At 32.9% G+C, this 24,442-nt stretch carries 23 protein-coding genes; 17 read left to right on the plus strand and 6 right to left on the minus strand.

The window, feature by feature from the left end; genetic code table 11:
- The first annotated feature begins 189 nt into the window (after positions 1-189).
- On the plus strand, positions 190-1,239 hold the full coding sequence (rlmN, locus tag SHI72_RS00745) for a 23S rRNA (adenine(2503)-C(2))-methyltransferase RlmN (protein WP_323488735.1): 1,050 nt from the start codon (positions 190-192) through the stop codon (positions 1,237-1,239).
- A gap of 81 nt (positions 1,240-1,320) precedes the next feature.
- Here the strand turns inward: rlmN and SHI72_RS00750 are convergent, their stop codons facing one another.
- Positions 1,321-2,181: a hypothetical protein gene (locus SHI72_RS00750; protein WP_323488736.1), complete on the minus strand. Its 861-nt coding sequence runs from the start codon at positions 2,179-2,181 to the stop codon at positions 1,321-1,323.
- A gap of 252 nt (positions 2,182-2,433) precedes the next feature.
- On the opposite strand from SHI72_RS00750, the gene SHI72_RS00755 reads away from it, so the two are divergent.
- From SHI72_RS00755 to dnaG, 5 genes are all read left to right on the plus strand, one after another.
- Positions 2,434-3,411 (plus strand): polyprenyl synthetase family protein, encoded by a 978-nt coding sequence (locus SHI72_RS00755; RefSeq protein ID WP_039114464.1) that lies wholly within the window; start codon positions 2,434-2,436, stop codon positions 3,409-3,411.
- Between the two features lie 538 nt (positions 3,412-3,949).
- On the plus strand, positions 3,950-4,510 hold the full coding sequence (locus SHI72_RS00760) for an RNA polymerase sigma factor (RefSeq protein ID WP_323488737.1): 561 nt from the start codon (positions 3,950-3,952) through the stop codon (positions 4,508-4,510).
- Positions 4,497-5,222, plus strand: coding sequence for a hypothetical protein (locus tag SHI72_RS00765; RefSeq protein ID WP_323488738.1), 726 nt, complete (start codon positions 4,497-4,499; stop codon positions 5,220-5,222). The genes SHI72_RS00760 and SHI72_RS00765 overlap by 14 nt, the downstream gene beginning before the upstream one ends.
- Before the next feature lie 67 nt (positions 5,223-5,289).
- The gene (locus SHI72_RS00770) at positions 5,290-6,327 is read left to right on the plus strand and encodes a hypothetical protein (RefSeq protein ID WP_323488739.1); all 1,038 of its coding nucleotides are present in this window, start codon (positions 5,290-5,292) and stop codon (positions 6,325-6,327) included.
- 129 nt (positions 6,328-6,456) lie between these two features.
- Positions 6,457-8,526: a DNA primase gene (gene dnaG / locus SHI72_RS00775; RefSeq protein ID WP_323488740.1), complete on the plus strand. Its 2,070-nt coding sequence runs from the start codon at positions 6,457-6,459 to the stop codon at positions 8,524-8,526.
- Here dnaG and SHI72_RS00780 read toward each other — a convergent pair.
- A complete protein-coding gene (locus SHI72_RS00780) occupies positions 8,523-9,152 on the minus strand; it encodes a response regulator transcription factor (protein WP_035618090.1) in 630 nt (209 codons plus the stop codon). The two genes, dnaG and SHI72_RS00780, sit on opposite strands and share 4 nt — an antisense overlap.
- A gap of 92 nt (positions 9,153-9,244) precedes the next feature.
- Positions 9,245-10,051, minus strand: a complete 807-nt coding sequence (gene nadE, locus SHI72_RS00785) for an NAD(+) synthase (protein WP_323488741.1) — start codon at positions 10,049-10,051, stop codon at positions 9,245-9,247.
- A 100-nt stretch (positions 10,052-10,151) separates the two neighbouring features.
- Between nadE and gldB the strand changes: the two genes are divergently transcribed.
- Positions 10,152-11,108, plus strand: a complete 957-nt coding sequence (gene gldB, locus SHI72_RS00790) for a gliding motility lipoprotein GldB (protein WP_039114472.1) — start codon at positions 10,152-10,154, stop codon at positions 11,106-11,108.
- Complete coding sequence (gldC, locus tag SHI72_RS00795) at positions 11,108-11,452, plus strand: gliding motility protein GldC (RefSeq protein WP_039114473.1); 345 nt, start codon at positions 11,108-11,110, stop codon at positions 11,450-11,452. Before gldB ends, gldC begins: the two co-directional genes overlap by 1 nt.
- A gap of 48 nt (positions 11,453-11,500) precedes the next feature.
- On the opposite strand, the gene SHI72_RS00800 is transcribed toward gldC, so the two are convergent.
- The 3 genes from SHI72_RS00800 to SHI72_RS00810 form a co-directional block, all read right to left on the minus strand.
- Positions 11,501-12,127, minus strand: coding sequence for a hypothetical protein (locus SHI72_RS00800; RefSeq protein WP_323488742.1), 627 nt, complete (start codon positions 12,125-12,127; stop codon positions 11,501-11,503).
- 127 nt (positions 12,128-12,254) lie between these two features.
- On the minus strand, positions 12,255-12,875 hold the full coding sequence (yihA, locus tag SHI72_RS00805; RefSeq protein ID WP_039114475.1) for a ribosome biogenesis GTP-binding protein YihA/YsxC: 621 nt from the start codon (positions 12,873-12,875) through the stop codon (positions 12,255-12,257).
- A 43-nt stretch (positions 12,876-12,918) separates the two neighbouring features.
- Entirely contained in the window at positions 12,919-13,683 is a 765-nt protein-coding gene (locus tag SHI72_RS00810) for an alpha/beta fold hydrolase (protein ID WP_035627608.1), read from the minus strand.
- 376 nt (positions 13,684-14,059) lie between these two features.
- On the opposite strand from SHI72_RS00810, the gene SHI72_RS00815 reads away from it, so the two are divergent.
- From SHI72_RS00815 to murG, 9 genes are all read left to right on the plus strand, one after another.
- Positions 14,060-14,533, plus strand: coding sequence for a division/cell wall cluster transcriptional repressor MraZ (locus SHI72_RS00815; protein WP_035627611.1), 474 nt, complete (start codon positions 14,060-14,062; stop codon positions 14,531-14,533).
- Positions 14,508-15,416 (plus strand): 16S rRNA (cytosine(1402)-N(4))-methyltransferase RsmH, encoded by a 909-nt coding sequence (gene rsmH / locus SHI72_RS00820; protein ID WP_323488743.1) that lies wholly within the window; start codon positions 14,508-14,510, stop codon positions 15,414-15,416. Before SHI72_RS00815 ends, rsmH begins: the two co-directional genes overlap by 26 nt.
- A gap of 17 nt (positions 15,417-15,433) precedes the next feature.
- Positions 15,434-15,781, plus strand: coding sequence for an FtsL-like putative cell division protein (locus SHI72_RS00825; protein ID WP_039114480.1), 348 nt, complete (start codon positions 15,434-15,436; stop codon positions 15,779-15,781).
- Complete coding sequence (locus SHI72_RS00830) at positions 15,772-17,772, plus strand: penicillin-binding protein (RefSeq protein WP_323488744.1); 2,001 nt, start codon at positions 15,772-15,774, stop codon at positions 17,770-17,772. Before SHI72_RS00825 ends, SHI72_RS00830 begins: the two co-directional genes overlap by 10 nt.
- The gene (locus tag SHI72_RS00835) at positions 17,769-19,232 is read left to right on the plus strand and encodes a UDP-N-acetylmuramoyl-L-alanyl-D-glutamate--2,6-diaminopimelate ligase (protein WP_323488745.1); all 1,464 of its coding nucleotides are present in this window, start codon (positions 17,769-17,771) and stop codon (positions 19,230-19,232) included. The genes SHI72_RS00830 and SHI72_RS00835 overlap by 4 nt, the downstream gene beginning before the upstream one ends.
- 10 nt (positions 19,233-19,242) lie before the next feature.
- A complete protein-coding gene (mraY, locus tag SHI72_RS00840) occupies positions 19,243-20,475 on the plus strand; it encodes a phospho-N-acetylmuramoyl-pentapeptide-transferase (protein ID WP_039114483.1) in 1,233 nt (410 codons plus the stop codon).
- A 1-nt stretch (position 20,476) separates the two neighbouring features.
- A complete protein-coding gene (gene murD / locus SHI72_RS00845) occupies positions 20,477-21,808 on the plus strand; it encodes a UDP-N-acetylmuramoyl-L-alanine--D-glutamate ligase (protein ID WP_039114485.1) in 1,332 nt (443 codons plus the stop codon).
- Positions 21,809-21,883: 75 nt separating this feature from the next.
- On the plus strand, positions 21,884-23,188 hold the full coding sequence (locus SHI72_RS00850; protein WP_039114486.1) for an FtsW/RodA/SpoVE family cell cycle protein: 1,305 nt from the start codon (positions 21,884-21,886) through the stop codon (positions 23,186-23,188).
- Between the two features lie 53 nt (positions 23,189-23,241).
- A complete protein-coding gene (murG, locus tag SHI72_RS00855) occupies positions 23,242-24,330 on the plus strand; it encodes an undecaprenyldiphospho-muramoylpentapeptide beta-N-acetylglucosaminyltransferase (RefSeq protein ID WP_039114487.1) in 1,089 nt (362 codons plus the stop codon).
- Positions 24,331-24,442 lie beyond the last annotated feature (112 nt).

Consider the following 24,442-nt stretch of genomic DNA (forward strand, 5'->3'; position numbering starts at 1 on the left):
ATCATTGTTAAAATTTTATTAAAGCCCTATCTATAGCTACAACGATGTAGTATAATCGATGTTTTTTAGAGTAAGAAATTACACGGTTTTTTACGGATATAATTGCCTTTATTTTAGATTCTATTATCGGTTTGAGATTATATCTTATAGTCGATTAAAAATGAGCAAATACTTTAGTAACTTTGCAGCATGCAAATGGAGAAAAAAGACATACGAGCCTTATCAAAAGAGGAATTGCGCGATTTTTTTGTCGCTAATAATGACAAAGCTTTTCGCGGAAATCAAGTTTACGAGTGGTTATGGAGTAAAGGAGCACATAGTTTTGATGATATGACCAATGTTGCTAAGGCAACACGTTCTATGCTCGAAGATAATTTTGTTATCAATCATATTAAGGTTGATACAATGCAACGCAGTAGCGACGGTACAGTAAAGAATGCTGTACGTTTACATGACGGATTAGTTGTAGAGTCGGTTTTAATACCAACCCAAACAAGAACTACGGCTTGTGTATCTAGCCAGGTAGGTTGTAGCTTAGATTGTAATTTTTGTGCAACAGCGAGATTAAAAAGAATGCGAAATCTAGAACCTGCAGAGATTTATGATCAGGTAATAGCTATAGATAAAGAAAGTCGTTTGTATTATAATCATCCGCTATCGAATATTGTGTTTATGGGAATGGGAGAACCACTCATGAATTATAACAATGTTATGAAAGCAATTGATATGATTACCTCTACAGAAGGATTAGGGATGTCACCAAAACGTATTATGGTATCGACATCGGGAATTCCTAAGATGATTAAAAAAATGGCCGATGATGATGTTAAATTCAAATTGGCGGTTTCATTACACTCGGCAATCGATGAAATCCGTTCTCGAATCATGCCTTTTAGTAAAAACTTTCCTTTGGCAGATTTACGAGAATCATTAGAATATTGGTATAGAAAGACTAAATGCAAAGTTTCATACGAATACGTAGTTTGGAAAGGAATTAACGACGATAAAGCATCGATTGATGCCTTGGTAAAGTTTTGTAAATACATACCATGTAAAGTCAACCTTATCGAATATAATCCAATCGATGATGGAGAGTTTCAGCAAGCTTCAGAAGAATCGATTAATGCGTACATAAAAGCATTAGAAAACATAGGGGTTGTGGTAAAAGTACGCCGAAGCAGAGGAAAAGATATTGATGCTGCTTGTGGGCAATTGGCCAATAAAGAAGCAGAAGTTTAGAATTACTTTAGTATAAAAATAAAAAAGCATTAAAAACGAGATTACCACTTGTTTTTAATGCTTTTCTCTTTATAAATCAGCTTATTTTTTTAAATGAATTTCTTCCGAAACGCCATCTCTTGTAACAACAGCAAGGTCATCACAATCACCATTTCCAAAATCAATTAAAGCCTTAGCTTCATTTTTAGTAATAGAAATAGAACCTTTTACAGGGAATGGTTTTTTGCATGCCATAGAAAATTCTAGGGGAAGTATAATTTCGGTCGAAATTTTATCACCATTAGGGAACGTAGTTTCTCCTGTACCAGTGATAATAAAAGTGTTGTCGTCCCAATTAAACCAAGTGTCGAAACCAGCAATCATTTCCTTTATTAAAGTACCAGTTCGTTTGTAAATTTTCCCATCTTCAAATGTAATTGTCATGTCGATTGCCGAAGTAGATACAGGGTGAACAGTTGCTAATAAAGCAGTTGCTTTTTGTGTTAGGCTTATGCTTTTGCTACCTTGTATTTTATTACCATTGTGGTAAAAGTTCTCAAAACTGTATGTGATTGTATGTTCGGAGCTTGAGAAATCATTTGTAAACGAAATGGTAATTTTTCCTTTCAATGTATTTCCGTTAGATAAGGTACAACCTTCAGTGCCAAAATCGATAGTTCTTGTCCATGTATTGTCTGTTAATACAGTTGTAATGACGGCGCATTCTGGTAAAAAGCTTTTAATAACTCCGGTTGCTTTTCGGGAACTGTTTTGTTGTGCGCCAAATTGGTCTTCTGCAATATTTGAAACATCATCAATCGATGCATCAATTTTTGAGTTTGTAGCTATTTCATCGTTTGAAATAGTTTTAGATGAAACATCTTGTCTTGTTTCATCTGAATTACAACTAATGAAAAACGAAAAAGTTGCAATGGCTCCCAATAATAAAATCTTTGTTTTCATAATAAGTAATTTAGATTTCTTGTAATTAATGAATTAAATTAGAGTGGAGATTATATTGTAGATTTTGAGTTAATGCTATTTTATAAAGGGGAAATAAAATAGTAACGACACAATTAGACTATGCTAATAATGAGCTTTCGAGTAAATAAGGTTTACTTGAATATGAATAGTGTATAAAAAGTTACAAATGTTGATATACTTCTATAAAATAGACAACGTTTTTTTATTTAAAATAGTATATTTGGAATCGAAATGAATATTACCTCACAAATAAAGCAGCCCATTTTTAACGAAATGGAACTTTTTGAAAAAAAGTTCCATGAATCGATGACTTCAAAGGTGGCTTTGCTTAACAGAATTACCTATTACATCGTAAATCGAAAAGGAAAACAAATGCGACCTATGTTTGTTTTCTTGACAGCAAAAATGGTTTCAGAAGGAATCGTGAACGAACGTACTTATCGAGGAGCATCGGTTATAGAGTTAATTCATACCGCCACTTTGGTTCATGATGATGTTGTAGATGATAGTAACCGTCGTCGTGGTTTTTTCTCTATCAATGCACTTTGGAAAAATAAAATAGCTGTTCTGGTTGGAGATTATTTATTATCAAAAGGATTGTTACTTTCTATAGATAATGGTGATTTTGATTTACTTAAAATAATATCTGTTGCTGTACGCGAAATGAGCGAAGGCGAATTACTTCAGATAGAAAAAGCAAGAAGACTAGATATTACCGAGGATGTTTATTATGAAATTATCCGAAAAAAGACAGCGACACTTATTGCTGCTTGTTGTGCACTTGGCGCAAAATCGGTCATAGAAGATGAAGTTCAGGTAGAGAACATGCGTAAATTTGGAGAGCTTATAGGAATGGCTTTTCAAATAAAAGATGATTTATTCGATTATAGCGAAGAAGCTATTGGTAAACCTACCGGAATAGATATTAAAGAGCAAAAAATGACTTTGCCTTTAATTCATGTTCTAAATAACTGTACCTCTAAAGAAAAAAGCTGGCTTATTAATTCTATCAAAAACCATAATAAAGACAAAAAGCGCGTAAAAGAAGTTATTGCTTTTGTAAAAGATAATAATGGTTTGGCTTACGCCGAAAATAAAATGGTAGAATTTCAGCAAGAAGCACTCTCACTACTCAACAATTATTCAGATTCAGAATTCAAAGCAGCCTTGACTTTGATGGTGAACTACGTTATCGAAAGAAAAAAGTAATTTTAGATAATTTGTCAATTAGATAATTTGTTGCGATTATAATTTAATTATGTCCTTATATAACGGTGTTTCAATTTCTTAAGATTATCATTTCTTTTTAGGTTATAAAAAATAAACATATAAGTAAATATAAGTGTGGCTAGACAGCATAAAACTTAAATCAACTTATATCACTTACATGGTTGAAATAATTTCATTGAATTATAGATGTAGGTTTTTAGTAATACCCGAGTAGTTCAAGCAATGAAAATTGTGAAATCAAAACTTCAGGAATATAAGCTAACCACATAACTCGTTTAATTTGTTTTATTTTTTTAGAATAATTTTAGTGCTAAGTGTTACTATTTCAATGGTTTGAAGTTTTGATTTAATTTTTAAATCTTTTAATCGTTAAATTTTAAAAGCCCCATACAACCTTTTTTAATCTTAAAGCGTCTATGCTAATAGAAGTCTGTTTGATTTTAAACGGACGATTAATAATAGCAGTATTTGAGTTAATTTTTACCGAATCATTTTTTGAAATTTTCTATACGTTTTTATGAAAGTAATCCATTTACATCAAGAAGAAACTGAAATCATTCAGTTGGCTATCGATAATAATCGACAGGCTCAGCAGCAGATATACAGTAAGTTTTCTTCGAAAATGTTAAGTGTTTGCCGACAGTATATTAAAGACATTCAACTAGCAGAAGATGTAATGATAACATCGTTTATGAAAGTCTTTGTAAACCTTAATAGATTTGAAAATAAAGGAAGTTTTGAAGGATGGATTCGAAGGATAATGGTAAACGAATGCATTTCATATCTACGGGTTCAAAAAAAGGTAAAATTTATTGAAGATGAAAATTATACTGAAGAGAGTTTTAATGGCATCGAAAGTCAATTATCTACAGATCAAATTCAGTTTTTAATAGATAGCTTACCAGATGGTTATAAGATGGTTTTTAACCTTTATGCTATCGAAGGATATAAGCACAATGAAATTGCAACGATGCTGGGGATTAATGAAGGAACGTCAAAGTCACAATTATCACATGCTCGCAAAATGCTGCAAAAGCAAATTATTATATTAAAAAAACAAGAAAATGGAACCGAATAAATTAGAAAAAGAGTTTCGTGAAAAACTAAATGAAAGAGAAATCAACCCTAGCAATAATGCTTGGGATAGATTAGATGCGATGCTGAATGTTGCCGAAGAAACTAAGCCAAAACGAAAATATACCTGGATGTATGTTGCGGCAGGGTTTATCGGTTTCTTATTGATAAGCACGATTTATTTTAGTCAAAGAGAGGCTCCAGTTAATAACCTGAATGATACAGTAGTTGTTAAAGAAGAAGTAAAAGATTCAGTCGCTAAACCAAATAAGATAGAAGATAAAATAATCTTGAACCCTTTAAATACAGATGCAGTTGTAATAAAAGAGACAAAGAAAAATATTGAAGAAAAAAAGGATAAAGTAAATCAAAATAAAATAAATTTAAATCAAGTAACGGAGCGTTCAATCATCAAAGAAACCAATAACGAGAATTGGAAAAACAATCAAAAAACAGAATCAAAAATCAATCAAACCGCAATCGCAGACAATTCAAAAAGTGCAACTGTAGATCAATTACTGACATCAGCAGAAAAAACTTTAGTAATGGGGAAAACAGATCAGCAAAAAGCTAAAGTTAAGGTAAATGCTAATGAGTTACTTTCTCAAGTCGATGGAGAGTTAGAGCTTTCATTTAGAGAAAAAGTAATTAATAAAGTCAATAAAAATTACCAAACTGTAAAAGTAGCTTTGGGAAACAGAAATGCTGAAGAATAGCTATTGCAATAATCAAAATTAAAATCATCATCAATCAAAAAATCAATCAATTTTTAAAAAAATCACCATGAGAAATTTTACCATTTACTTAGTCCTCATTCTATTTTTATTTGTTAGCAAAATGATAGGGCAAGAGACATTTGAATCCAGAGCAAAATCTATTGCAAACAAAATCGAAAAAATAACCAAAGATGAAAAAGCTGCTTTGAAAGAAGAAGTAGAAGTTGTAAATGTTCAACTTTCTGAAAGGAAAATAACCAGAGAAGAAGCTGATAAAAAGAAAAAACAATTAGCGGAAGCAAGAGCGATTATAATAGAAGAGAAAATTACGGTTGTACAAAATGAATTAAATGATTTAGTACAACAAAAAGTAGATGGAAAAATAAAAGAAAGAGATTCTGTAAAAAAGTATATGATTAGGCTTTGCAAAGGATGTGGAAAAGGAAAAGATTCGATTTACAGAGAAAAGAGAACTACTTCGCAATTTGTGTTTGCAGCAGGATTAAATAATTTAGTGACTGATGGAAGTTTAAAAAACTCCGATTACAAATTTATGGGTTCGCATTTTTACGAATGGGGATTTACATTTAATTCCAGGATTTTAAAAGATCATAATTTGCTTCATGCTAAATACGGATTGTCATTAATGTATAATAATATTAGACCTACAGAGAACCGTAATTTTGTTGTAGATGGAGATAAGACCGTTCTGGAAGTTAATCCTGTAAATCTAGATGAATCCCGTTTTAGAAATGTTTATTTAGTTATACCAGCGCACTTAGAGTTTGATTTTTCGGGAAGTAAACGCGATAGTAATGGAGGTACTTATTTTAGAACTCACAGAAGTTTTCGTTTTGGGCTTGGAGGATATGCAGGGATTAATGTTAAGTCCAAACAAATTCTAAAATATGATCAAGATGATATAAAAGAAAAAGTAATATCAAAAGGCGATTATAATGTAAATAATTTCATTTACGGAGTAAGTGGTTATATGGGATATAGAGATATAAGTTTGTATTTAAAATATGACCTTAACCCTTTGTTTGCTGACAATGATATAAAACAAAACAATGTTTCATTAGGATTACGTTTAGATTTGAATTAAAAAAGTTAGGTTAGTTTTATAGTAATGAAGCACTTCGAGAGAAGTGCTTTTTTTGTTTCATATAATTCAAAATATCAAGTTTGATTTGTGTAATTTTGTAAGCTTCAATCTTTAAAAAAGTAATACGTTTTGATTTCACAAAATACCATAAATACCGTTTTTGAAACTGCTCGAGTAGAGGAGGTAATTGGCGATTTTGTACATTTAAAACGAGCAGGAAGTAACTTTAAGGGATTGAGTCCATTCTCGGATGAGCGCTCGCCATCGTTTATGGTATCGCCTGCAAAAGGTATCTGGAAAGATTTTAGTTCTGGAAAAGGAGGGAACTCTGTTGCTTTCTTGATAGAGCATGAACATTTTACTTACCCAGAAGCCATTCGATATTTGGCAAGAAAATATAATATCGAAATTGAAGAAACCGAACAGACAGATGCTGAAAAAGCGATTACAGATGTTCGTGAAAGTATGTATCTTGTTTCTGAGTTTGCCAAAAAGTATTTTCATAATGTACTTTTAAATACAGATGAAGGTCAGGCAATAGGGCTTTCATATTTTAAAGAAAGAGGGTTTACAAACGAAACAATTAAAAAATTCGAACTAGGATATTCTCCTGAAACTTGGGATGCTTTAACTAAAGAAGCACTCGGTCAGGGATATAAACTTGAATTTCTTGAAAGTACAGGGTTAACAATTCCTAGAGATGACCGTCCGTTTGATCGATTTAAAGGACGTGTTATGTTCCCAATACAAAGTATGTCGGGACGTGTACTTGGTTTTGGAGGACGTATTTTAACCAATGATAAAAAAGCTGCAAAATATTTAAATTCACCAGAGAGTGATATTTACCATAAGAGTAAAGTGTTGTATGGTATTTTTCAGGCCAAACAAGCTATTGCTAAACAAAACAATTGTTTTTTAGTTGAGGGTTATACTGATGTAATTCAGTTTAATCAAGCAGGGATAGAAAATGTGGTTGCATCTTCTGGAACGGCATTAACACCAGATCAGATTAGACTGGTAAATAGATTGACAAAAAACATCACCGTACTTTTTGATGGTGATGCTGCGGGATTACGAGCTTCTATTCGAGGAATCGATTTGATTCTGGAAGAAGGTATGAACGTAAGAGTATGTACTTTCCCTGATGGTGATGACCCGGATAGTTTTGCCAGAAAAACTTCGTATGATGACTTAGTAGCGTACTTAGAAAATAATGCTAAAGACTTTATTCAGTTTAAGGCTTCGTTATTAATGAATGAAGCAAAAAATGATCCTATAAAGAAAGCCGATTTGATTCGGGATATGGTTACGAGTATTTCTAAAATTCCAGATAGGATTCAGCGTGAAGTTTACGTTCAGGAATGTGCCAGAATTATGGATATTTCTGAGCAGGTACTTGTGAGTACTTTGGCGCAGTTGATTCAAAAAGATATTGCAGAAGTTGGTAAAAAGCAAAAGCAGGAGCAAAAACCTTTTGAAGTTTATAGAAACCAAAAACCAAAACAAACAGGGTATTCAGGAGGAGATCCAGAAGATCCAAGAAACGGACCGCCTGATGATTATCCAGGTGAGCCAGGATATCCAGTAGAACAGCAAGCAGAAAAAATTGATATTTTATATCATTTAGAACGTAAAGTAATTGAAATTTTATTGCTTTATGGAGATAAGACAGAACTGTTTGAAGATGTTTTCCTGAGAAGTAATGGAGAAGGAGAAATTGAAACTGTTACCGAAAAGAAAGAATACAAAGTTTTTCAGCGAATTTATTTGAGTTTGCAGGAAGATGAGGTAGAGCTTTCTAATAATCTGTTTCGAGATATTTTTACAGACTTAATTGCATTCTATCATCAGAATGAAAAATTTAGTTTGGAGCAATATTTAATGCGTTTACAGCCTGAATTTGCTCAGGAAGTAACAGATATTCTAATGGAAGATGAAAAAGTTACACTTCATGATTGGGAGGGGCAAAATATTTTTGCAAAAGAAAAATCAGAATCTATAAGTCAATACGTAACTGAGACAATTTTGTCTATGCGTTGGTTTTTGGTCGATAAGATAATTGAAGAATTAAAAAGCTCCATAGTATCAGACCCTAAGGAAGATAATATGGAGCTCTTGTTAATGGTGGTAGATTACTCTAAATTAATTAATTCGTTTTCGAGAAAACTTGGGAGGGTAATGTCCCGTTATCATAATTAAATAATCTCTAGTGTTTTGGCTTTATTAACCAAATCTACTAAATTGGTAACGTTTAATTTTGTTAGTAATCTTAGTTTATAAGTACTAATTGTTTTTTCGTTAAGATTTAGAATTTTAGAAATTTCGTTGTTTTTCTTACCATCGCTTAAGTAACGTAATACTTCAATTTCTCTGTTAGAAAGTTTTCGATACAAACGTTCGCTTTTGCTTTGTTTTGCGATCAATGCCATGTTTTTACGTACAGTTTCATTGATGATAATTTTTCCTTCGTGTACTTTGATAATCGAAATCCCCAGAGTTTCTAATTTTTCTGTTTTGTGAATGTATCCCGAAACACCAGCTTTTATGGCATTTGGAGCATACATTTGTTCAGAAAGATTACTGAAGATGATGATTTTTGTTTTTGGAAAGTTTTTCAGAATAGACTTAACTTCAAAAATACTGGCAAGACCTTCTAATTCTAAATCTAAAATTAGAATGTCGATGTCCTTAGTTTGAAGGATGTCTTTTACCATCGTAAAGTTGCCTACATTTGCAACAATTGAAATGTCATCATGGTCTTTAAAATACGACTTAACGCCAAAGTGCGTCACAGGGTGGTTGTCTGCTAAACATACTTTAATCATAGTTTTACCTTTTTAAGAATTGTTCATTTTTTTTGGAACTGTAAAATTAATAAATAAATTCTGTAATTTATTGCAAATCAGTATAAAAATGATTATTTTAACTTTTTAGGTATCGAGCACACAGGTATAGGATTCATTTTGTGTTGATTGGCTGTGTTTAATTTCTTGTATATTTCGAAAACAATTTTTTCTCTTCCTACAAAGTCAGCAGCCGATTTTCCTAGCTCATCGGCTAACATTGCCGCTTCTAATTCGTCATAGCTTGCACCCAATTGGTCTTCATCTGTTCTATTATCTCCAAATAAACCATCGGTTGGGGCAGCTGTTAAAATTGTGTTAGGAATTTCAAGAAATTGCCCTAAAGCATACACGTCAGATTTCATTAAATCGGCAATTGGACTCAAATCTACACCGCCATCACCGTATTTTGTATAAAAACCTACTCCAAAATCTTCAACTTTGTTTCCAGTTCCAGCAACCAATAATCCGTAAATTCCAGCTAAATAATACAAACTTGTCATACGTAAACGAGCACGAGTGTTGGCAAGCGATAAATTTACTTTTGCAATATCGGCATCATGAGGAGTTGAGGCTTTAAAAGCTTCAAAAGTACTTGTTAAGTCAGTTTCGATATTAGAGACATTTGGGAATCGTTTTTTTAGTTGTTCAATGTGTTCTCGTCCTCTAGAAACTTGATTTGGAGCTTGATGTATTGGCATTTCTACGCATAAAACCTTTAATCCTGTTTGAGCGCATAATGTTGAGGTTACAGCTGAGTCGACACCACCAGAAATTCCTATAATAAAACCATTCACTTTAGCATTGTTAGCATAATCTTTTAACCACTCTACAATGTAGGTATTTACTTTTTCTGTTTGAATAGTGCTTTTTTTAGCCATAATAGTTTAAGTTTTAAAATGCAGGAATGTATATTTGCACAATTATATTTAAGTAGTCTTTACTTAGATAATTTTGCAACACAAACTTAATTAAAATAAAATGAAAATATATCGGTTTGCTATCGCTCTATCTGTCTTTTTTTTGTCCTGTGACCAAAAAAGCAAAATTGAAAAAGCGGTAGAAGAAATTCCTGTTGATATTAAAGTAGAACGCTTTGATAAAGTGTTTTTTGAGACCCAGCCAAAAGATTTGGGTAAAGTAAAAAAAGAATACCCATATTTTTTTCCTGCAGGAAATGATGATGCGGTTTGGATAGAGAAAATGCAGAATCCGCTTTGGAGAGAATTGTATACTGAAGTTCAGAAAAAGTATGGAGATTTTGAGCCAGTTCGAAAAGAGTTTAATACTTTATTCCAACATATAGAGTACTATTTTCCTAAAACTAAAACGCCAAAGGTTATTACTATAATATCTGAGATGGATTATAATAATAAAGCAATTTATGCCGATAGTCTGGTTGTTGTAGCGCTAGAGTTGTATTTAGGAAAAGAACATAAGTTTTATCAATTTCCGAATTATATAAAAGAGAATTTTGAAGAGAAACAAATTATGCCAGATGTGGTTTCTAGTTTTTCGATGAAGAAAATCTCACCAGTTACCGATAAGAATTTAATTAGCAAAATGGTATATTATGGAAAGCAATTGTATTTAAAAGATTTGCTTTTGCCAGATTATACTGATGCAGATAAAATAGGATACACGCCAGAACAAATAAAATGGTGTGAAGAGAATGAAGGGTATATGTGGCGTTATTTTATAGAGAAAGAAATGTTGTATAGTGATGATGCAAAACTTACAACACGATTTATAAATACAGCTCCATTTTCTAAATTTTACTTAGAAATAGATAACGAATCTCCAGGACGCGTTGGAACCTGGATTGGTTGGCAGATTGTACGTTCATACATGAAAAACAATGATGTGTCGATAGAACAATTATTAAAAACCAACGCAAAAGAAATTTTTGAAAAGTCAAAATATAAACCTAAGAAGTAATGTCAGATAATAAACAACAAACCTCAGAAATTAAATTCCTTATAGAATTAGACGAAAACCGTGTGCCAGAAAAATTAAAATGGTCGGCAAAAGATGGTGGAGTTGAAGCTCAGGATGCTAAAGCAATTATGCTTTCTATCTGGGATAGTAAGGTACAGGAAACAATGCGTATTGATTTATGGACAAAAGATATGCCTGTGGATGAAATGAAAATTTTCTTTCATCAGACTTTAGTAGCTATGGCAGATACTTTTAAACGTGCTACAGACGATGAAAAAATGTCGGATACAATGAAAGATTTCTGTGATTATTTCGCTGAAAAGCTAGAATTGAAAAAATCATAATTGAATACAAAATAGAAAATCCCATTCGCCGCGGCGAATGGGATTTTTTTATTTAACAGAGGCTTTGTTTAGATTCTTAAATATTCGTTTTAAAGACCCAACCATTAATTTGTCTGAGCTTCTGTAGAATGTTATGTTGTCTATAAGTTTATCTGACTTTTCTGTTTCCCACATAGATTTAGTTTCCTTTTTGTGAGCTGTACCTACCACTTTTTGAGAGAAAATAATTTCCTGTAAGTTTAAGTCATATATCTCTAGGGTTACGGCACTTTCGTTTTTGCCTAAATCATTTTCGTCTTGATAAAGTTCGACGGAAGAGAAGTCGTTTTTGTTTTTTGTGGAAACAATATTAATAAAGAAATCAAAACCAGTTCCATCTTTAAGTTCTTTTAATTTTGTTTTGTTGGGATCTAAATGAATTTTTCTGGTAATTAGTAATCCATTTACGTCATTGATATAAGATATTCGTTCCCCTAAATTTTTCTTGAAATAGTCTAGAGTTTCAGCGGTTAATTTGTCTCTAGAGTTTTTTGGACAATCTAATTCGTTTAATAGCCATTTTCCAGATGTAAAGTCAACGCCAGTTTTTGGTCCAGGCATAGTAACATACGATGATGATTCGCATGATGAAAATATAAACAGAAAAATGAGTGGTATAAACTTTAAGCTTTTCATAAGTATATGTTGATTGGTTTCAAATGTAGTTTAAAAAAATATTTTTTTAAAGATTTTAACTACAAAATAAAAAATCCCAAAACCGATTAAGTTTTGGGATTTTTTTATTTTATCTGAAAAGGGTATTTTAAAACTGACTATTGTTTTTGAATACCTCTTGGTTTACTTCGTCGATGTATTTTAAAACATCATCTTTACCTGTAGCTTCTGTTGCCGATGTTACAAAATAATGAGGCATTTCGGCCCAGTTATTAGCAAACATTTTCTTTTTGTAAGCAGCGATGTGAGAATCGATTTTTACTTTACTAATTTTATCTGCTTTGGTAAAAATGATACAAAACGGAATTTCACTTTCTCCCATGTACGACATAAATTCAATATCGATGGTTTGAGCTTCGTGACGAATATCGATTAATACGAAAGCGCAAACTAATTGTTCGCGAGTTTCAAAATAATCAGTAATGAACTGTTGGAAAACAGATTTTGTTTTTTTAGAAACTTTAGCGTAACCATATCCTGGTAAATCGACAAGGAACCAATTGTTATTAATCAGGAAATGATTTATCAATTGTGTTTTTCCAGGGCGACCAGAAGTTTTTGCTAAGTTTTTATGATTGGTCAACATGTTGATCAAAGAAGACTTTCCTACGTTTGATCTTCCTATAAAAGCATATTCTGGCAAGAAGTCCTTAGGACATTTGCTTACATCAGAATTACTAATTATAAATTCGGCGGTATTTATTTTCATATCTATGCTATTTCTAAAACCTCCTCAAATTCGAAAGCGTTTATTATAAATTGGTTTTTTGCAACCACTCTTCAAGAATTTTGTTAAACTCTTCTGGATGTTCCATCATGGCAGCATGTCCACATTTGTCTATCCAATATAAAGAAGAGTTAGGAAGTAATTTGTTAAACTCTTCGGCTACGTCCGGTGGAGTTACTTTGTCGTTTTTACCCCAAATGATACAAGTTTCAACTTGCATTTTAGGTAAATCTTTTGCCATGTTATGGCGAATAGCGCTTTTTGCTATAGTAAGCGTTTTTATTAATTTTATTCGATCGTTTACCGAAGCGTAAACTTCATCGATAAGTTCGGGAGTTGCAATTTTTGGGTCATAAAATACATCTTCAGCTTTTCTTCTTATGTATTCGTAATCTCCTCTTTTAGGGTAACTGTCGCCCATTGCACTTTCGTAAAGACCAGAACTTCCTGTTATAACAAGCCCAATTACTTTTTCAGGGTATAATTTGGTATGGTATAAAGCAATATGTCCACCTAATGAATTCCCTAGTAAAATAACTTTATCGAATCCTTTGAAGGTGATAAAGTCTTTAACATATTTGGCAAAACTTTTTACGTTGGTTTTTAGTATACTTTGTGTGTATATCGGTAAGTCAGGTATTACTATTTTATATCCTCTATTTGAAAAATATTCGGCTACGGCATCGAAGTTACTAAGTCCTCCCATGAGTCCATGTAAAATAACAATAGGTGTCCCTTCTCCAGCTTCATAATAGCTGTATCTGCCTTCTTTTTTGTAATGTTTATCCATCTAACTAAATACCGATTTCAATTTGGACAAATATAGGGTTTAATACATAAATATGGATTTTTGAAAACATTTTTTAACTAGATAATTTTAGTAGAAGAAATAAAAGGCTAAAAATCAGTTGCTAGTTGTTTTAATTTTTTTCTTTTTTCTAAAGAAAATTAGCAAAAACAGATTGGAATTTTATGACAATATCATTTCATTTTTTGTTATGTAGAACCATTCTTACAAACTATTTTAAAATGGCTAATGATCTGACTATGCATAATTTAAGGCTTTTGGGATAAAAGTGGTTAAACTTATCAACAAAGTGGTATATAGTGGTAAATTGTGGTAATATTTTTTATATTTTTGCTGTGTAACATAACCATACATTTTTTTGAACACAATTGTCGGGACATATGAGTGTAAAGTCGATGCAAAAGGGAGGCTGCTAATGCCAGCTCCTTTAAAAAAGCAGTTGGCGACCTCTCTTCAAAACGGATTTGTTTTGAAGCGTTCCGTTTTTCAGACCTGTCTGGAATTGTATCCAATGGAAGAATGGGATTTGATGATGCAGAAAATTAATAAACTGAATCGTTTTGTAAAGAAAAACAATGATTTTATCAGAAGGTTTACCGCTGGAGTTAAGATTGTTGAAATTGATGCATTAGGACGTTTATTGGTTCCGAAAGATTTAATGACATTTTCTGGTATTTCAAAAGACGTGGTGTTTTCATCTGCGGTGAATATTGTTGAAATATGGGATAAAGAGTTATACGAAAAATCAATTAGCGGCGAAGATATGGATTTTGCAGATTTAGCCGAAGAAGTAATGGGAAATATAAATGACGACGACAATGGAATATCATAATCCGGTTTTGCTTCATCCGACAGTAGATGGCTTAAATATTAAGCCCGACGGCATTTATGTAGATGTGACGTTTGGTGGTGGGGGACATTCAAAAGAGATTTTAAACAGGCTAGGGCCAAACGGAAGATTATTTGCTTTTGATCAAGACGAAGATGCTTTGGCAAATGCTTTGCCTGACGAAAGATTTACTTTGATAAATGAGAATTTTAGATTTATAAAAAGGTTCTTGCGTTTTCATGGTGTAAGAGGAGTAGATGGAATTTTGGCAGACTTAGGTGTTTCATCACACCAGTTTGATGTTGCTGAAAGAGGTTTTTCTACTCGTTTTGATGCTGATCTGGATATGAGAATGAGTCAGAAGAATGATTTGAACGCATATCGTGTGGTAAATGAATACGACGAGCAGGATTTACGCCGAGTTTTTCTGGATTATGGGGAATTGAAAAATGCACCAGTTTTGTCAAGAACAATTGTAGAGGCGAGAGAGCACAGACCAATCAAAACTACAGACGAATTAAAAGAAGTTTTGGCAAAATATTTACCAGAAAGAGTTAAAAATAAAATATTAGCTCAGATTTATCAGGCTATTCGTATTGAGGTAAATCAGGAAATGGATGTATTGAAAGAGTTCGTCGAGCAATCGTTGGAGATTTTAAACCCAGGCGGAAGATTAAGTGTTATTTCTTATCACTCATTAGAAGACAGATTGGTAAAGCGTTTTATTAAAAACGGAATGTTTGAGGGAGAGCCAGAACGTGATTTTTATGGAAACTTCACCGTTCCATTTAAGACTATCGGAAAGCTAATAGTTCCAGATGATGCAGAGATTAAAATTAACAATAGGGCTAGAAGTGCAAAGCTAAGAATAGCTGAAAAAATATAGTACTATAATAAGGTATAATGAAACACGGAGTATTTGACATATTAAAAGCAAGATTTCTTATAAATGATGACGCTATTAAAAATTGGCGTTTTATCGTTTTTATCATTCTGCTAGCAATAATAATGATTGCAAATACACAACGATACGAACAAAAGGTTTTTGAAATTGCAAAATTGAATAATGAAGTAAAGGAATTGCGATCGGAGTTTGTAGACAGACGTTCGGAATTGATGAAATTAAAGATGGAATCGACAGTATCGGAAAAAATGCTTGCTAAAGAAATTTATCCATCAACAGTTCCGCCAATTAAGATTGAAGTGAAGAAAGAAAAAGAAAAAAGCTTTTTTAAACGCATATGGCAGTAGACGATAAAAATATATCCTACAGAATTTATCTGGTAGCAGTTTTCATCTTTTTGATGGCAATTGGTATTGTCGTAAAGTTAACCAACATTCAGTGGGTTGAGGGGGATTATTACAGGAAATTAGCCAAGCAACGTACTGTAAAAAACTTCGTTATTCCTGCAAATAAAGGGAATATTTATTCTGCCGATGGAAGTCTTTTGGCAACCTCTATTCCTAATTACGAAATTAGATTTGATGCTGTTACACCAAAAACTGAAGTATTCGAGAAAAATGTAAAATTGCTTTCGGATTCTTTGTCTTTTGTTTTAGGAAGACCAAGTGGTTATTATCAAAATGAATTAAGAAAGGCAAGAGCCAATAAAAACAGATATTTTTTGATAGCTCGAAAATTGAGTTATACAGATTATATGAAAATAAAAGGGTTCCCATTATTTAATTTGGGAGCTTATAAAGGTGGGATTATCGTAGAGCAAGAAACGGTAAGAGAACATCCTATCGGAAAAATTGCCGAACGTACTATTGGTTATGACAAAGGTGGTGTGAACGGAGAATCGATGGGTAAAGGAATCGAATGGGCTTTTAGAAAATACCTGAATGGGAAGGATGGTAAAATTTTAAAACAAAAAATTGCAAAAGGGCAGTGGAAACCTATTCGTGATGTAAACGAGGTAGACCCTCAAGATGGTTACGATGTAATATCGACAATAGATGTTTTTATTCAGGATATCGCGCATCATGCATTGTTAAAACAAGTAGAAGATTACCAAGCAGATCATGGTTGTGTGGTAGTAATGGAAACAGAAACAGGACATGTTAAAGCAATTTCTAATTTAGGAAGAGCAGATGATGGTTCTTATTATGAAACAACAAATTATGCTATAGCCGAATCTCATGAGCCGGGATCAACTTTTAAACTAGTTGATTTAATGGCAATTTTAGAAGATAAAGTAGCAGATACCAGTACTGTTTATGACACTAATGGCGGAACAATAAAGTATTATGGTCGTTCTGTTAATGATTCGCATAGAGGGGGTTATGGTAAAGTTTCATTAGCTAGAGGGTTTGAACTTTCGTCAAATACAGTAATGGCTCAGGCAGTTTATGATAATTATAAGAGTAACCCATCTAAGTTTGTAAATCATATTAACGGATACGGATTAAATAAAAGATTGGGATTGCCTTTTGAAGGAGAAGGAAGACCATATATTCCACAACCAGGAGACAAGCATTGGTCGGGAGTTTCATTGCCATGGATGGCTTTTGGATATGGAGTTTCGGTAACGCCATTGCAAACGTTGACTTATTATAATTCGGTTGCAAATAATGGAGTAATGGTTAAGCCACAATTTGTTTCGGAGATAAAAGAATGGAATAGAACGATTAAGAAATTTGATGTCGAAGTTTTAAATCCAAAAGTATGTTCGCAAGAAACCATTAAGAAGCTAAAAGCTGTTTTGGCAAACGTGGTTAAAAAAGGAACTGGGTCTAAGTTGTATTCGAAAGATTTTTCGATGGCAGGAAAAACAGGAACGGTTAAGGTGAATTACGGAAAAGGTGACAAAGGAAATTTTTATTATGCTTCTTCGTTTGTAGGATATTTTCCAGCAGATCATCCTAAATATTCTTGTATTGTAGTCGTTCATAAACCAAATACATCAAAAAATAATTATTACGGAGCCGATGTTGCCGGGCCAGTTTTTAAAAGAATTGCACAAAAGATATTTACAGATGCACCATCTGCAAATACGATTAAAAAAATAGACGGTAAGATACCAAAACAAGAGAACAATTATAACGCATATTATACCCAGGTACAAAAGAAACAGTCTATTCCAGATGTAAAAGGAATGGCGGGAATGGATGCAATTGCTTTGCTTGAAAATTTAGGTCTTAAAGTAAAAGTTAACGGAATAGGAAAAGTGAAAAATCAATCACTTCAGGCAGGGCAGAATATAGCCAAAAACACAATTATAGTATTAGAATTATCGTGAATATATTAAAAGACATATTATACAAAGTAGCTATTGAATCGGTAACGGGTTCAACAGATATTGCTATTCATAAAATAGATTTCGATTCTAGAAAAATAGAAGCGAATGATGTTTTTGTTGCTATTAGAGGATCACTTTCTGATGGACATGATTATATCCAAAAAGCAATTGAGCTTGGTGCAACGGCTATTATTTGCGATACATTACCAGAGGCTTTAGCAAAAGAAGTTACTTATATTAAGGTTAAAGATACCAATTCGGCTTTGGCTTTTATGGCAGCTAATTATTTTGATAACCCATCAGAAAAAATAAAATTAGTAGGTATTACAGGAACAAACGGAAAAACTACGATTGCTTCATTGTTGTATCAATTATTTAAAAAGGCTGGATTTAAAGTAGGTTTATTATCTACAGTAAAAATATTAGTTGATGAGACGGAGTATAAAGCAACTCATACAACACCAGATTCTATTACAATCAATCATTATTTAAACGAAATGATTGAAGCTGGAGTAACGTATTGTTTTATGGAAGTGAGTTCACACGGGATTCATCAAAAACGTACTGAAGCATTGCATTTTGTGGGTGGGATTTTTACAAATTTATCACATGATCATTTAGATTACCATCCAACTTTTGCAGAATATAGAGATGTGAAAAAGTCGTTTTTTGATTCATTACCAAAAACAGCATTTGCATTATCAAATATCGATGATAAAAATGGGCCTGTAATGTTGCAAAATACAGTTGCTAAAAAACGCACCTATGCTTTAAAATCATATGCGGATTATAAAGCGCAAATTTTAGAAAACCAATTATCAGGATTGTTATTAAAAATTAATGATAATGAGGTTTGGGTAAAATTAATAGGAACATTTAATGCTTATAATTTATTAGCTATCTATGGAACAGCTATTGAATTAGGGATTGATAGCCTTGAGGCTTTACGATTATTATCGGATTTAGAAAGTGTTTCTGGACGTTTTCAGTTTATTGTATCAGATTCTAATATCACAGCGATTGTAGATTATGCACATACACCAGATGCGCTAGAAAACGTATTGAAAACCATAAATGATATTCGTACTAAAAACGAGCAATTAATTACGGTTGTAGGTTGTGGAGGAAACAGAGATAAAACCAAGCGTCCGATTATGGCACAAATTGGTTCAGAACTAAGTGATAAAGCAATATTTACATCGGACAACCCTAGAAATGAAGATCCAGAAACTATAATTAGTGAAATGGAAAAAGGTGTTGAACCTCAAAATTATAAAAAAACATTGGCAATTACAGATCGAAAACAAGCTATAAAAACAGCTTGTCAACTAGCTCAGCCTAACGATATTATTTTAATAGCAGGTAAAGGACACGAAACGTACCAAGAAGTAAATGGAGTACGTCATGATTTTGATGACATGAAGATAGTTAAGGAAATTTTAGCACAACTAAACAAATAAAACCAGATATATGCTATACTATTTATTTGAATATTTAGACAAAACATTAGATGTGCCAGGAACAGGAGTTTTTCAGTACATCACATTTAGATCGGCTTTAGCTTTCTTGCTTTCGTTGCTTTTATCAACAATCTACGGAAAGAGAATTATCAATTTCCTTAGGAATCAACAAGTAGGAGAAACTGTTCGTGAGCTTGGACTTGCTGGTCAAAATGAAAAAGCTGGTACACCAACAATGGGAGGTTTAATAATAATATTTGCTACCCTTGTGCCTGTTTTGTTGTTTGCTAAACTGCATAATATTTATATCGTATTGCTAATTGTAACCACCCTTTGGATGGGAGTAATTGGTTTTGTGGATGATTATATCAAGATTTTCAAAAAAGACAAACAAGGACTTAAAGGAATTTTTAAAGTTATTGGTCAAGTAGGTTTAGGTTTAATTGTAGGGTCAGTGCTTTATTTTAGCCCAAATGTTACCGTAAGAACCGATACTGGTAATAGTGATATTTATAGAGTACAATCAACAACTAGTGTTATAGTTCCAGCATTAATTGAAGAAAAATCGACTGTTACAACTATTCCTTTTTTTAAAAATAATGAATTTGATTATGCTGAATTATTGGCTTGGACAGGCGAAGGATATGAAAAATGGGCTTGGTTAATTTTTATTCCAGTTGTAATTTTTATTATCACAGCAGTTTCTAATGGAGCTAATTTAACCGATGGAATAGATGGTCTTGCAGCGGGAACCTCGGCAGTGTCCGTCCTCGCACTCGGGATATTTACGTTTCTTTCCGGGAATATTATTTTCTCGAATTACCTCAATATAATGTATATCCCCAATTCGGGAGAAATGACCGTTTTTATATCCGCCTTCGTAGGTGCATTAATTGGGTTTCTATGGTACAATTCATATCCGGCATCTGTTTTTATGGGAGATACTGGAAGTTTAACAATAGGAGGTATTATAGCTGTTTTGGCAATTGCAGTTCGTAAAGAAATGCTGATTGTTTTGTTCTGTGGTATTTTCTTGGCCGAAAGTGCTTCAGTAATTATCCAAGTAGCTTATTTTAAATATACAAAAAAGCGTTTTGGCGAAGGACGAAGGATTTTCCTGATGTCGCCATTGCATCATCATTACCAGAAAAAAGGGTATCATGAAAGTAAAATTGTAACCCGTTTTTGGATTGTTGCAATCATGTTAGCCATATTGTCTATCGTAACATTAAAACTAAGATAATATGAGGTTAGTTGTTTTAGGTGGTGGAGAAAGCGGTGTTGGTACTGCTATTCTTGGAAAAAAGAAAGGATATGATGTTTTTGTTTCCGATTATGGAAAGATAAACGAGAGTTATAAAGAAGTTCTTATCATTAACGGAATTGCCTGGGAAGAAGGAAAGCATACCGAAGAATTGATTTTGAATGCCGATGTCGTCATGAAAAGTCCTGGTATTCCTGAAAAATCACCTATAGTTAAGAAGCTTATAGAAAAAGGAATTAAAGTAATCTCCGAAATTGAGTTTGCAAAACCTTTTACTGAAGCCTTAACAGTTGGAATTACCGGAAGTAATGGTAAGACAACAACAACAATGTTAACCTATCATTTGCTAAAGTCGGCAGGATTAAACGTAGGATTGGGAGGTAATATCGGAAAGAGTTTTGCATGGCAGGTAGCCGAAAACAAATTTGATTTTTACGTGCTTGAGCTAAGCAGTTTTCAATTGGACGGGATTATAGATTACAGGCCAGATATTGCGATTATAACCAATATTAGTCCAGATCATTTAGACAGATATGATTATAAGTATGAAAATTATATTAACTCGAAGTTTCGGGTAACGATGAATCAGACAGAAAGTGATTATCTTATTTATGATGGCGATGATGAAGCATCAGCCGAATGGCTTAAAAATAACACGACAAAAGCAAAACTAATTCCTTTTTCATTGACAGAAGAATTCAATGAAGGAGCATTTATAAAAAACAACAAAATGGAAATCAAGATTAACCAAGAAGAGTTTACAATGGATACTGAGTACATTGCTTTAGAAGGAAAACATAATTTGAAAAACGCAATGGCAGCAAGTTCAGTAGCTAAGTTGATGCAAATCAGAAATGCAACAATTCGTGAGAGTTTATCTAATTTTCAAGGCGTTGAACACCGCTTAGAAAAAGTTCTTAAAATTCAGAATGTACAATATATTAATGATTCAAAAGCAACAAACGTAAACGCTACATTCTTTGCTTTGGATAGTATGAATGCTCCAACAGTTTGGATTGTTGGTGGTGTTGATAAAGGAAATGATTATAACGAATTAATGTCATTGGTTCGTGAGAAAGTAAAAGCTATTATTTGTCTTGGAGTTGATAACCGAAAAATTATCGATGCTTTTGGAAATGTAGTTGATATTATGGTTGAAGTTAATAATATGAACGACGCTGTAAAAACAGCACAACGCTTAACCGAAAAAGGTGATGCAGTATTACTGTCTCCAGCTTGTGCAAGTTTCGATTTATTCGAAAACTACGAAGACAGAGGGAAGCAATTTAAGCAGGCGGTTCACAACCTATAAAAAAGTTTAAGGTTTAATGTTTAAGGTTGAGCAACTTTGAACATTAAACAAAAATAACTTTAAACAATATTGAAGATGAAAGAACTAGTAAACAAATTAAAAGGAGATAGAGTAATATGGTCATTCGTGGCTTTATTGGCTTTGTTTTCGTTTATGCCTGTTTTTAGTGCGAGTAGTAATTTGGCCTATTTAGGTCATGGAACAGGAAATACACTAGGGTATTTGGTAAAACATTTGGCTCATATTTGTATTGGTTTTTTAATTATTTACTGGGTACACAAAGTACCGTACCATTATTTTAGAGCAATTTCTAAAGTTGCCTTGCCAGTAGTTTGGCTTTTGTTAGCCTATACACTTTTAAAAGGAACCGTTATTGCTGGAGCAAATGCGAGTCGATGGATACAGGTTCCGTTTATCGGGATTACGTTTCAGACATCTACATTAGCATCGATGGTGTTGTTTATTTTTGTGGCACGTTATTTATCGAAAACAAGAGATGAAGATGAACCTTTTCAGACCTCGTTGATACAGCTTTGGATGCCGGTTTTTGTTACGCTGATGCTTATTTTGCCAGCGAATTTCTCGACAACAGCGCTTATCTTTTCGATGGTATTAATGCTTACGTTTATTGGTAAATATCCCTTAAAATATATAGGATTAATTATAGGTTCGGGAGTTGTAATGTTTTTGTTCTTTCTTCTTTTAGCGAAAGCGTTTCCTGAATCCCGCTTTTTTAGTAGGGTAGGAACATGGGGAAGCCGAATCGAGAATTTTACGACTGATAAACCAGATGAAGATGATTATCAGATAGAGAAAGCAAAAATTGCAATTGCATCTGGAAAATTAGGAGGTTTAGGGCCTGGTAAAAGTGTTCAGAAGAACTTTTTGCCACAATCATCTTCCGATTTTATTTATGCAATTATTGTAGAAGAATACGGTTTAATAGGGGGATTAACAATCTTGTGTTTGTATTTATTACTGATGTTCCGATTTGTAATCGCATCGCATAAAGCCAATACATTATTCGGGAAATTAGTCGTCGTCGGGCTCGGATTTCCTATGATATTTCAGGCGATGATTAATATGGCTGTTGCGGTCGAATTGTTGCCAGTAACAGGACAAACGTTGCCACTTATTAGTAGTGGAGGTAGTTCGATTTGGATGACATGTTTTGCACTTGGAATCATTATTAGCGTTACCAAAAAAGACGAAGAAATTGAAGAAGAGCTGAAAGAAAAGGAAAAAAGAGAAGAAGCGCTTAAGAAATTAATCGATAAACAATTAGAAGAAGAGAATGAAGTAGGGAGTGATCAAGAAGTAGCAGCAGCATATTCTATAGAAGACAATGCAAAGAATCCAATGGAAGCTGTTATGAGGTAGTTAGAGTAAAAAGAGAATATAATAATTTTTAAGATGTAGTAACATTTAAAAATATGACAAAATATAAATTCATATTAAGCGGTGGTGGAACAGGAGGACATATTTATCCTGCAATCGCAATTGCGAATGAATTAAAATTACAATATCCTGATGCTGAATTTCTTTTTGTTGGTGCAAAAGACAAAATGGAAATGCAGAAAGTACCACAAGCAGGATATGAAATAAAAGGTCTTTGGATTGCTGGGTTACAACGAAAATTAACTTTACAGAATGCCATGTTTCCTTTTAAGTTAATGAGTAGTTTATTGCAATCAAGAAAAATAATAAAAGCATTTAAACCAAATGTAGTTATCGGTACAGGAGGTTTTGCGAGCGGGCCATTATTAAAAATGGCAGGTTCGGCAGGAATTCCAACAGTTATCCAAGAACAAAACTCATTTCCGGGAATTACAAATAAGTTGCTTAGCAAAAAAGCGAATGCAATTTGTGTAGCTTATAAAAACTTAGAGCGTTTTTTTCCTGCAGATAAAATTGTTTTAACTGGTAATCCTGTTCGTCAGGATTTAATTGATATTGATAGCAAAAGAGACGAAGCAATTGCATTTTACAATTTAGATGCAAATAAAAAAACATTGTTGGTTCTTGGCGGAAGTCTTGGTGCTCGAAGAGTGAATCAATTAATAGAAAAAGAATTACCAAATATGCTTTCGCAAAATGTTCAGGTAATCTGGCAATGTGGGAAATTATATTTTGAAGATTATAAAAAATACAATCAGCCAAATGTAAAAGTGGTTGATTTTATAGAGCGAATGGATTTTGTTTATGCAGCTGCCGATGTAATTATTTCAAGAGCAGGAGCGTCATCAGTTTCGGAATTATGTATAGTTGGAAAGCCAGTTATTTTTATTCCGTCACCGAATGTTGCCGAAGATCATCAAACAAAAAACGCACAAGCTATTGTAGATCAGAAGGGTGCGATTTTATTAAAAGAATCTGAGTTAAATAGCGAGTTTAGCATTGTTTTTGAAGCGTTGTTGAAGGATGAAGAGAAGCAAAAACAGCTTAGAGAGAATATAAAAAGATTGGCAATGCCAGGTGCAACAAAAGCGATCGTTGCAGAAATTATAAAGTTGATTAAGTAAGAATAATTTATGAGTTACATTTTAATCATATCTTTTTTATTTATTGTATTGATTGGTGTAGCATATTATTTAGATTATAAAAAAAATAAAAAATATTTCAATAAATCAATAA

The sequence above is a fragment of the Flavobacterium sp. PL02 genome (assembly GCF_035013205.1).
Lineage (GTDB): Bacteria > Bacteroidota > Bacteroidia > Flavobacteriales > Flavobacteriaceae > Flavobacterium.

Excerpts from the sequence above, each read along its gene's own strand:
- SHI72_RS00765 (WP_323488738.1), top strand. The coding sequence starts at position 4,497 with ATGGAACCGAATAAATTAGAAAAAGAGTTTCGTGAAAAACTAAATGAA.
- SHI72_RS00755 (WP_039114464.1), top strand. The coding sequence starts at position 2,434 with ATGAATATTACCTCACAAATAAAGCAGCCCATTTTTAACGAAATGGAA.
- nadE (WP_323488741.1), bottom strand. The coding sequence starts at position 10,051 with ATGGCTAAAAAAAGCACTATTCAAACAGAAAAAGTAAATACCTACATT.
- mraY (WP_039114483.1), top strand. The coding sequence starts at position 19,243 with ATGCTATACTATTTATTTGAATATTTAGACAAAACATTAGATGTGCCA.
- murG (WP_039114487.1), top strand. The coding sequence starts at position 23,242 with ATGACAAAATATAAATTCATATTAAGCGGTGGTGGAACAGGAGGACAT.
- SHI72_RS00800 (WP_323488742.1), bottom strand. The coding sequence starts at position 12,127 with ATGAAAAGCTTAAAGTTTATACCACTCATTTTTCTGTTTATATTTTCA.
- SHI72_RS00760 (WP_323488737.1), top strand. The coding sequence starts at position 3,950 with ATGAAAGTAATCCATTTACATCAAGAAGAAACTGAAATCATTCAGTTG.
- rsmH (WP_323488743.1), top strand. The coding sequence starts at position 14,508 with ATGACGACGACAATGGAATATCATAATCCGGTTTTGCTTCATCCGACA.
- SHI72_RS00770 (WP_323488739.1), top strand. The coding sequence starts at position 5,290 with ATGAGAAATTTTACCATTTACTTAGTCCTCATTCTATTTTTATTTGTT.
- SHI72_RS00850 (WP_039114486.1), top strand. The coding sequence starts at position 21,884 with ATGAAAGAACTAGTAAACAAATTAAAAGGAGATAGAGTAATATGGTCA.
- SHI72_RS00810 (WP_035627608.1), bottom strand. The coding sequence starts at position 13,683 with ATGGATAAACATTACAAAAAAGAAGGCAGATACAGCTATTATGAAGCT.
- murD (WP_039114485.1), top strand. The coding sequence starts at position 20,477 with ATGAGGTTAGTTGTTTTAGGTGGTGGAGAAAGCGGTGTTGGTACTGCT.
- yihA (WP_039114475.1), bottom strand. The coding sequence starts at position 12,875 with ATGAAAATAAATACCGCCGAATTTATAATTAGTAATTCTGATGTAAGC.
- rlmN (WP_323488735.1), top strand. The coding sequence starts at position 190 with ATGCAAATGGAGAAAAAAGACATACGAGCCTTATCAAAAGAGGAATTG.
- SHI72_RS00825 (WP_039114480.1), top strand. The coding sequence starts at position 15,434 with ATGAAACACGGAGTATTTGACATATTAAAAGCAAGATTTCTTATAAAT.
- SHI72_RS00780 (WP_035618090.1), bottom strand. The coding sequence starts at position 9,152 with ATGATTAAAGTATGTTTAGCAGACAACCACCCTGTGACGCACTTTGGC.
- SHI72_RS00750 (WP_323488736.1), bottom strand. The coding sequence starts at position 2,181 with ATGAAAACAAAGATTTTATTATTGGGAGCCATTGCAACTTTTTCGTTT.
- SHI72_RS00830 (WP_323488744.1), top strand. The coding sequence starts at position 15,772 with ATGGCAGTAGACGATAAAAATATATCCTACAGAATTTATCTGGTAGCA.
- gldB (WP_039114472.1), top strand. The coding sequence starts at position 10,152 with ATGAAAATATATCGGTTTGCTATCGCTCTATCTGTCTTTTTTTTGTCC.
- gldC (WP_039114473.1), top strand. The coding sequence starts at position 11,108 with ATGTCAGATAATAAACAACAAACCTCAGAAATTAAATTCCTTATAGAA.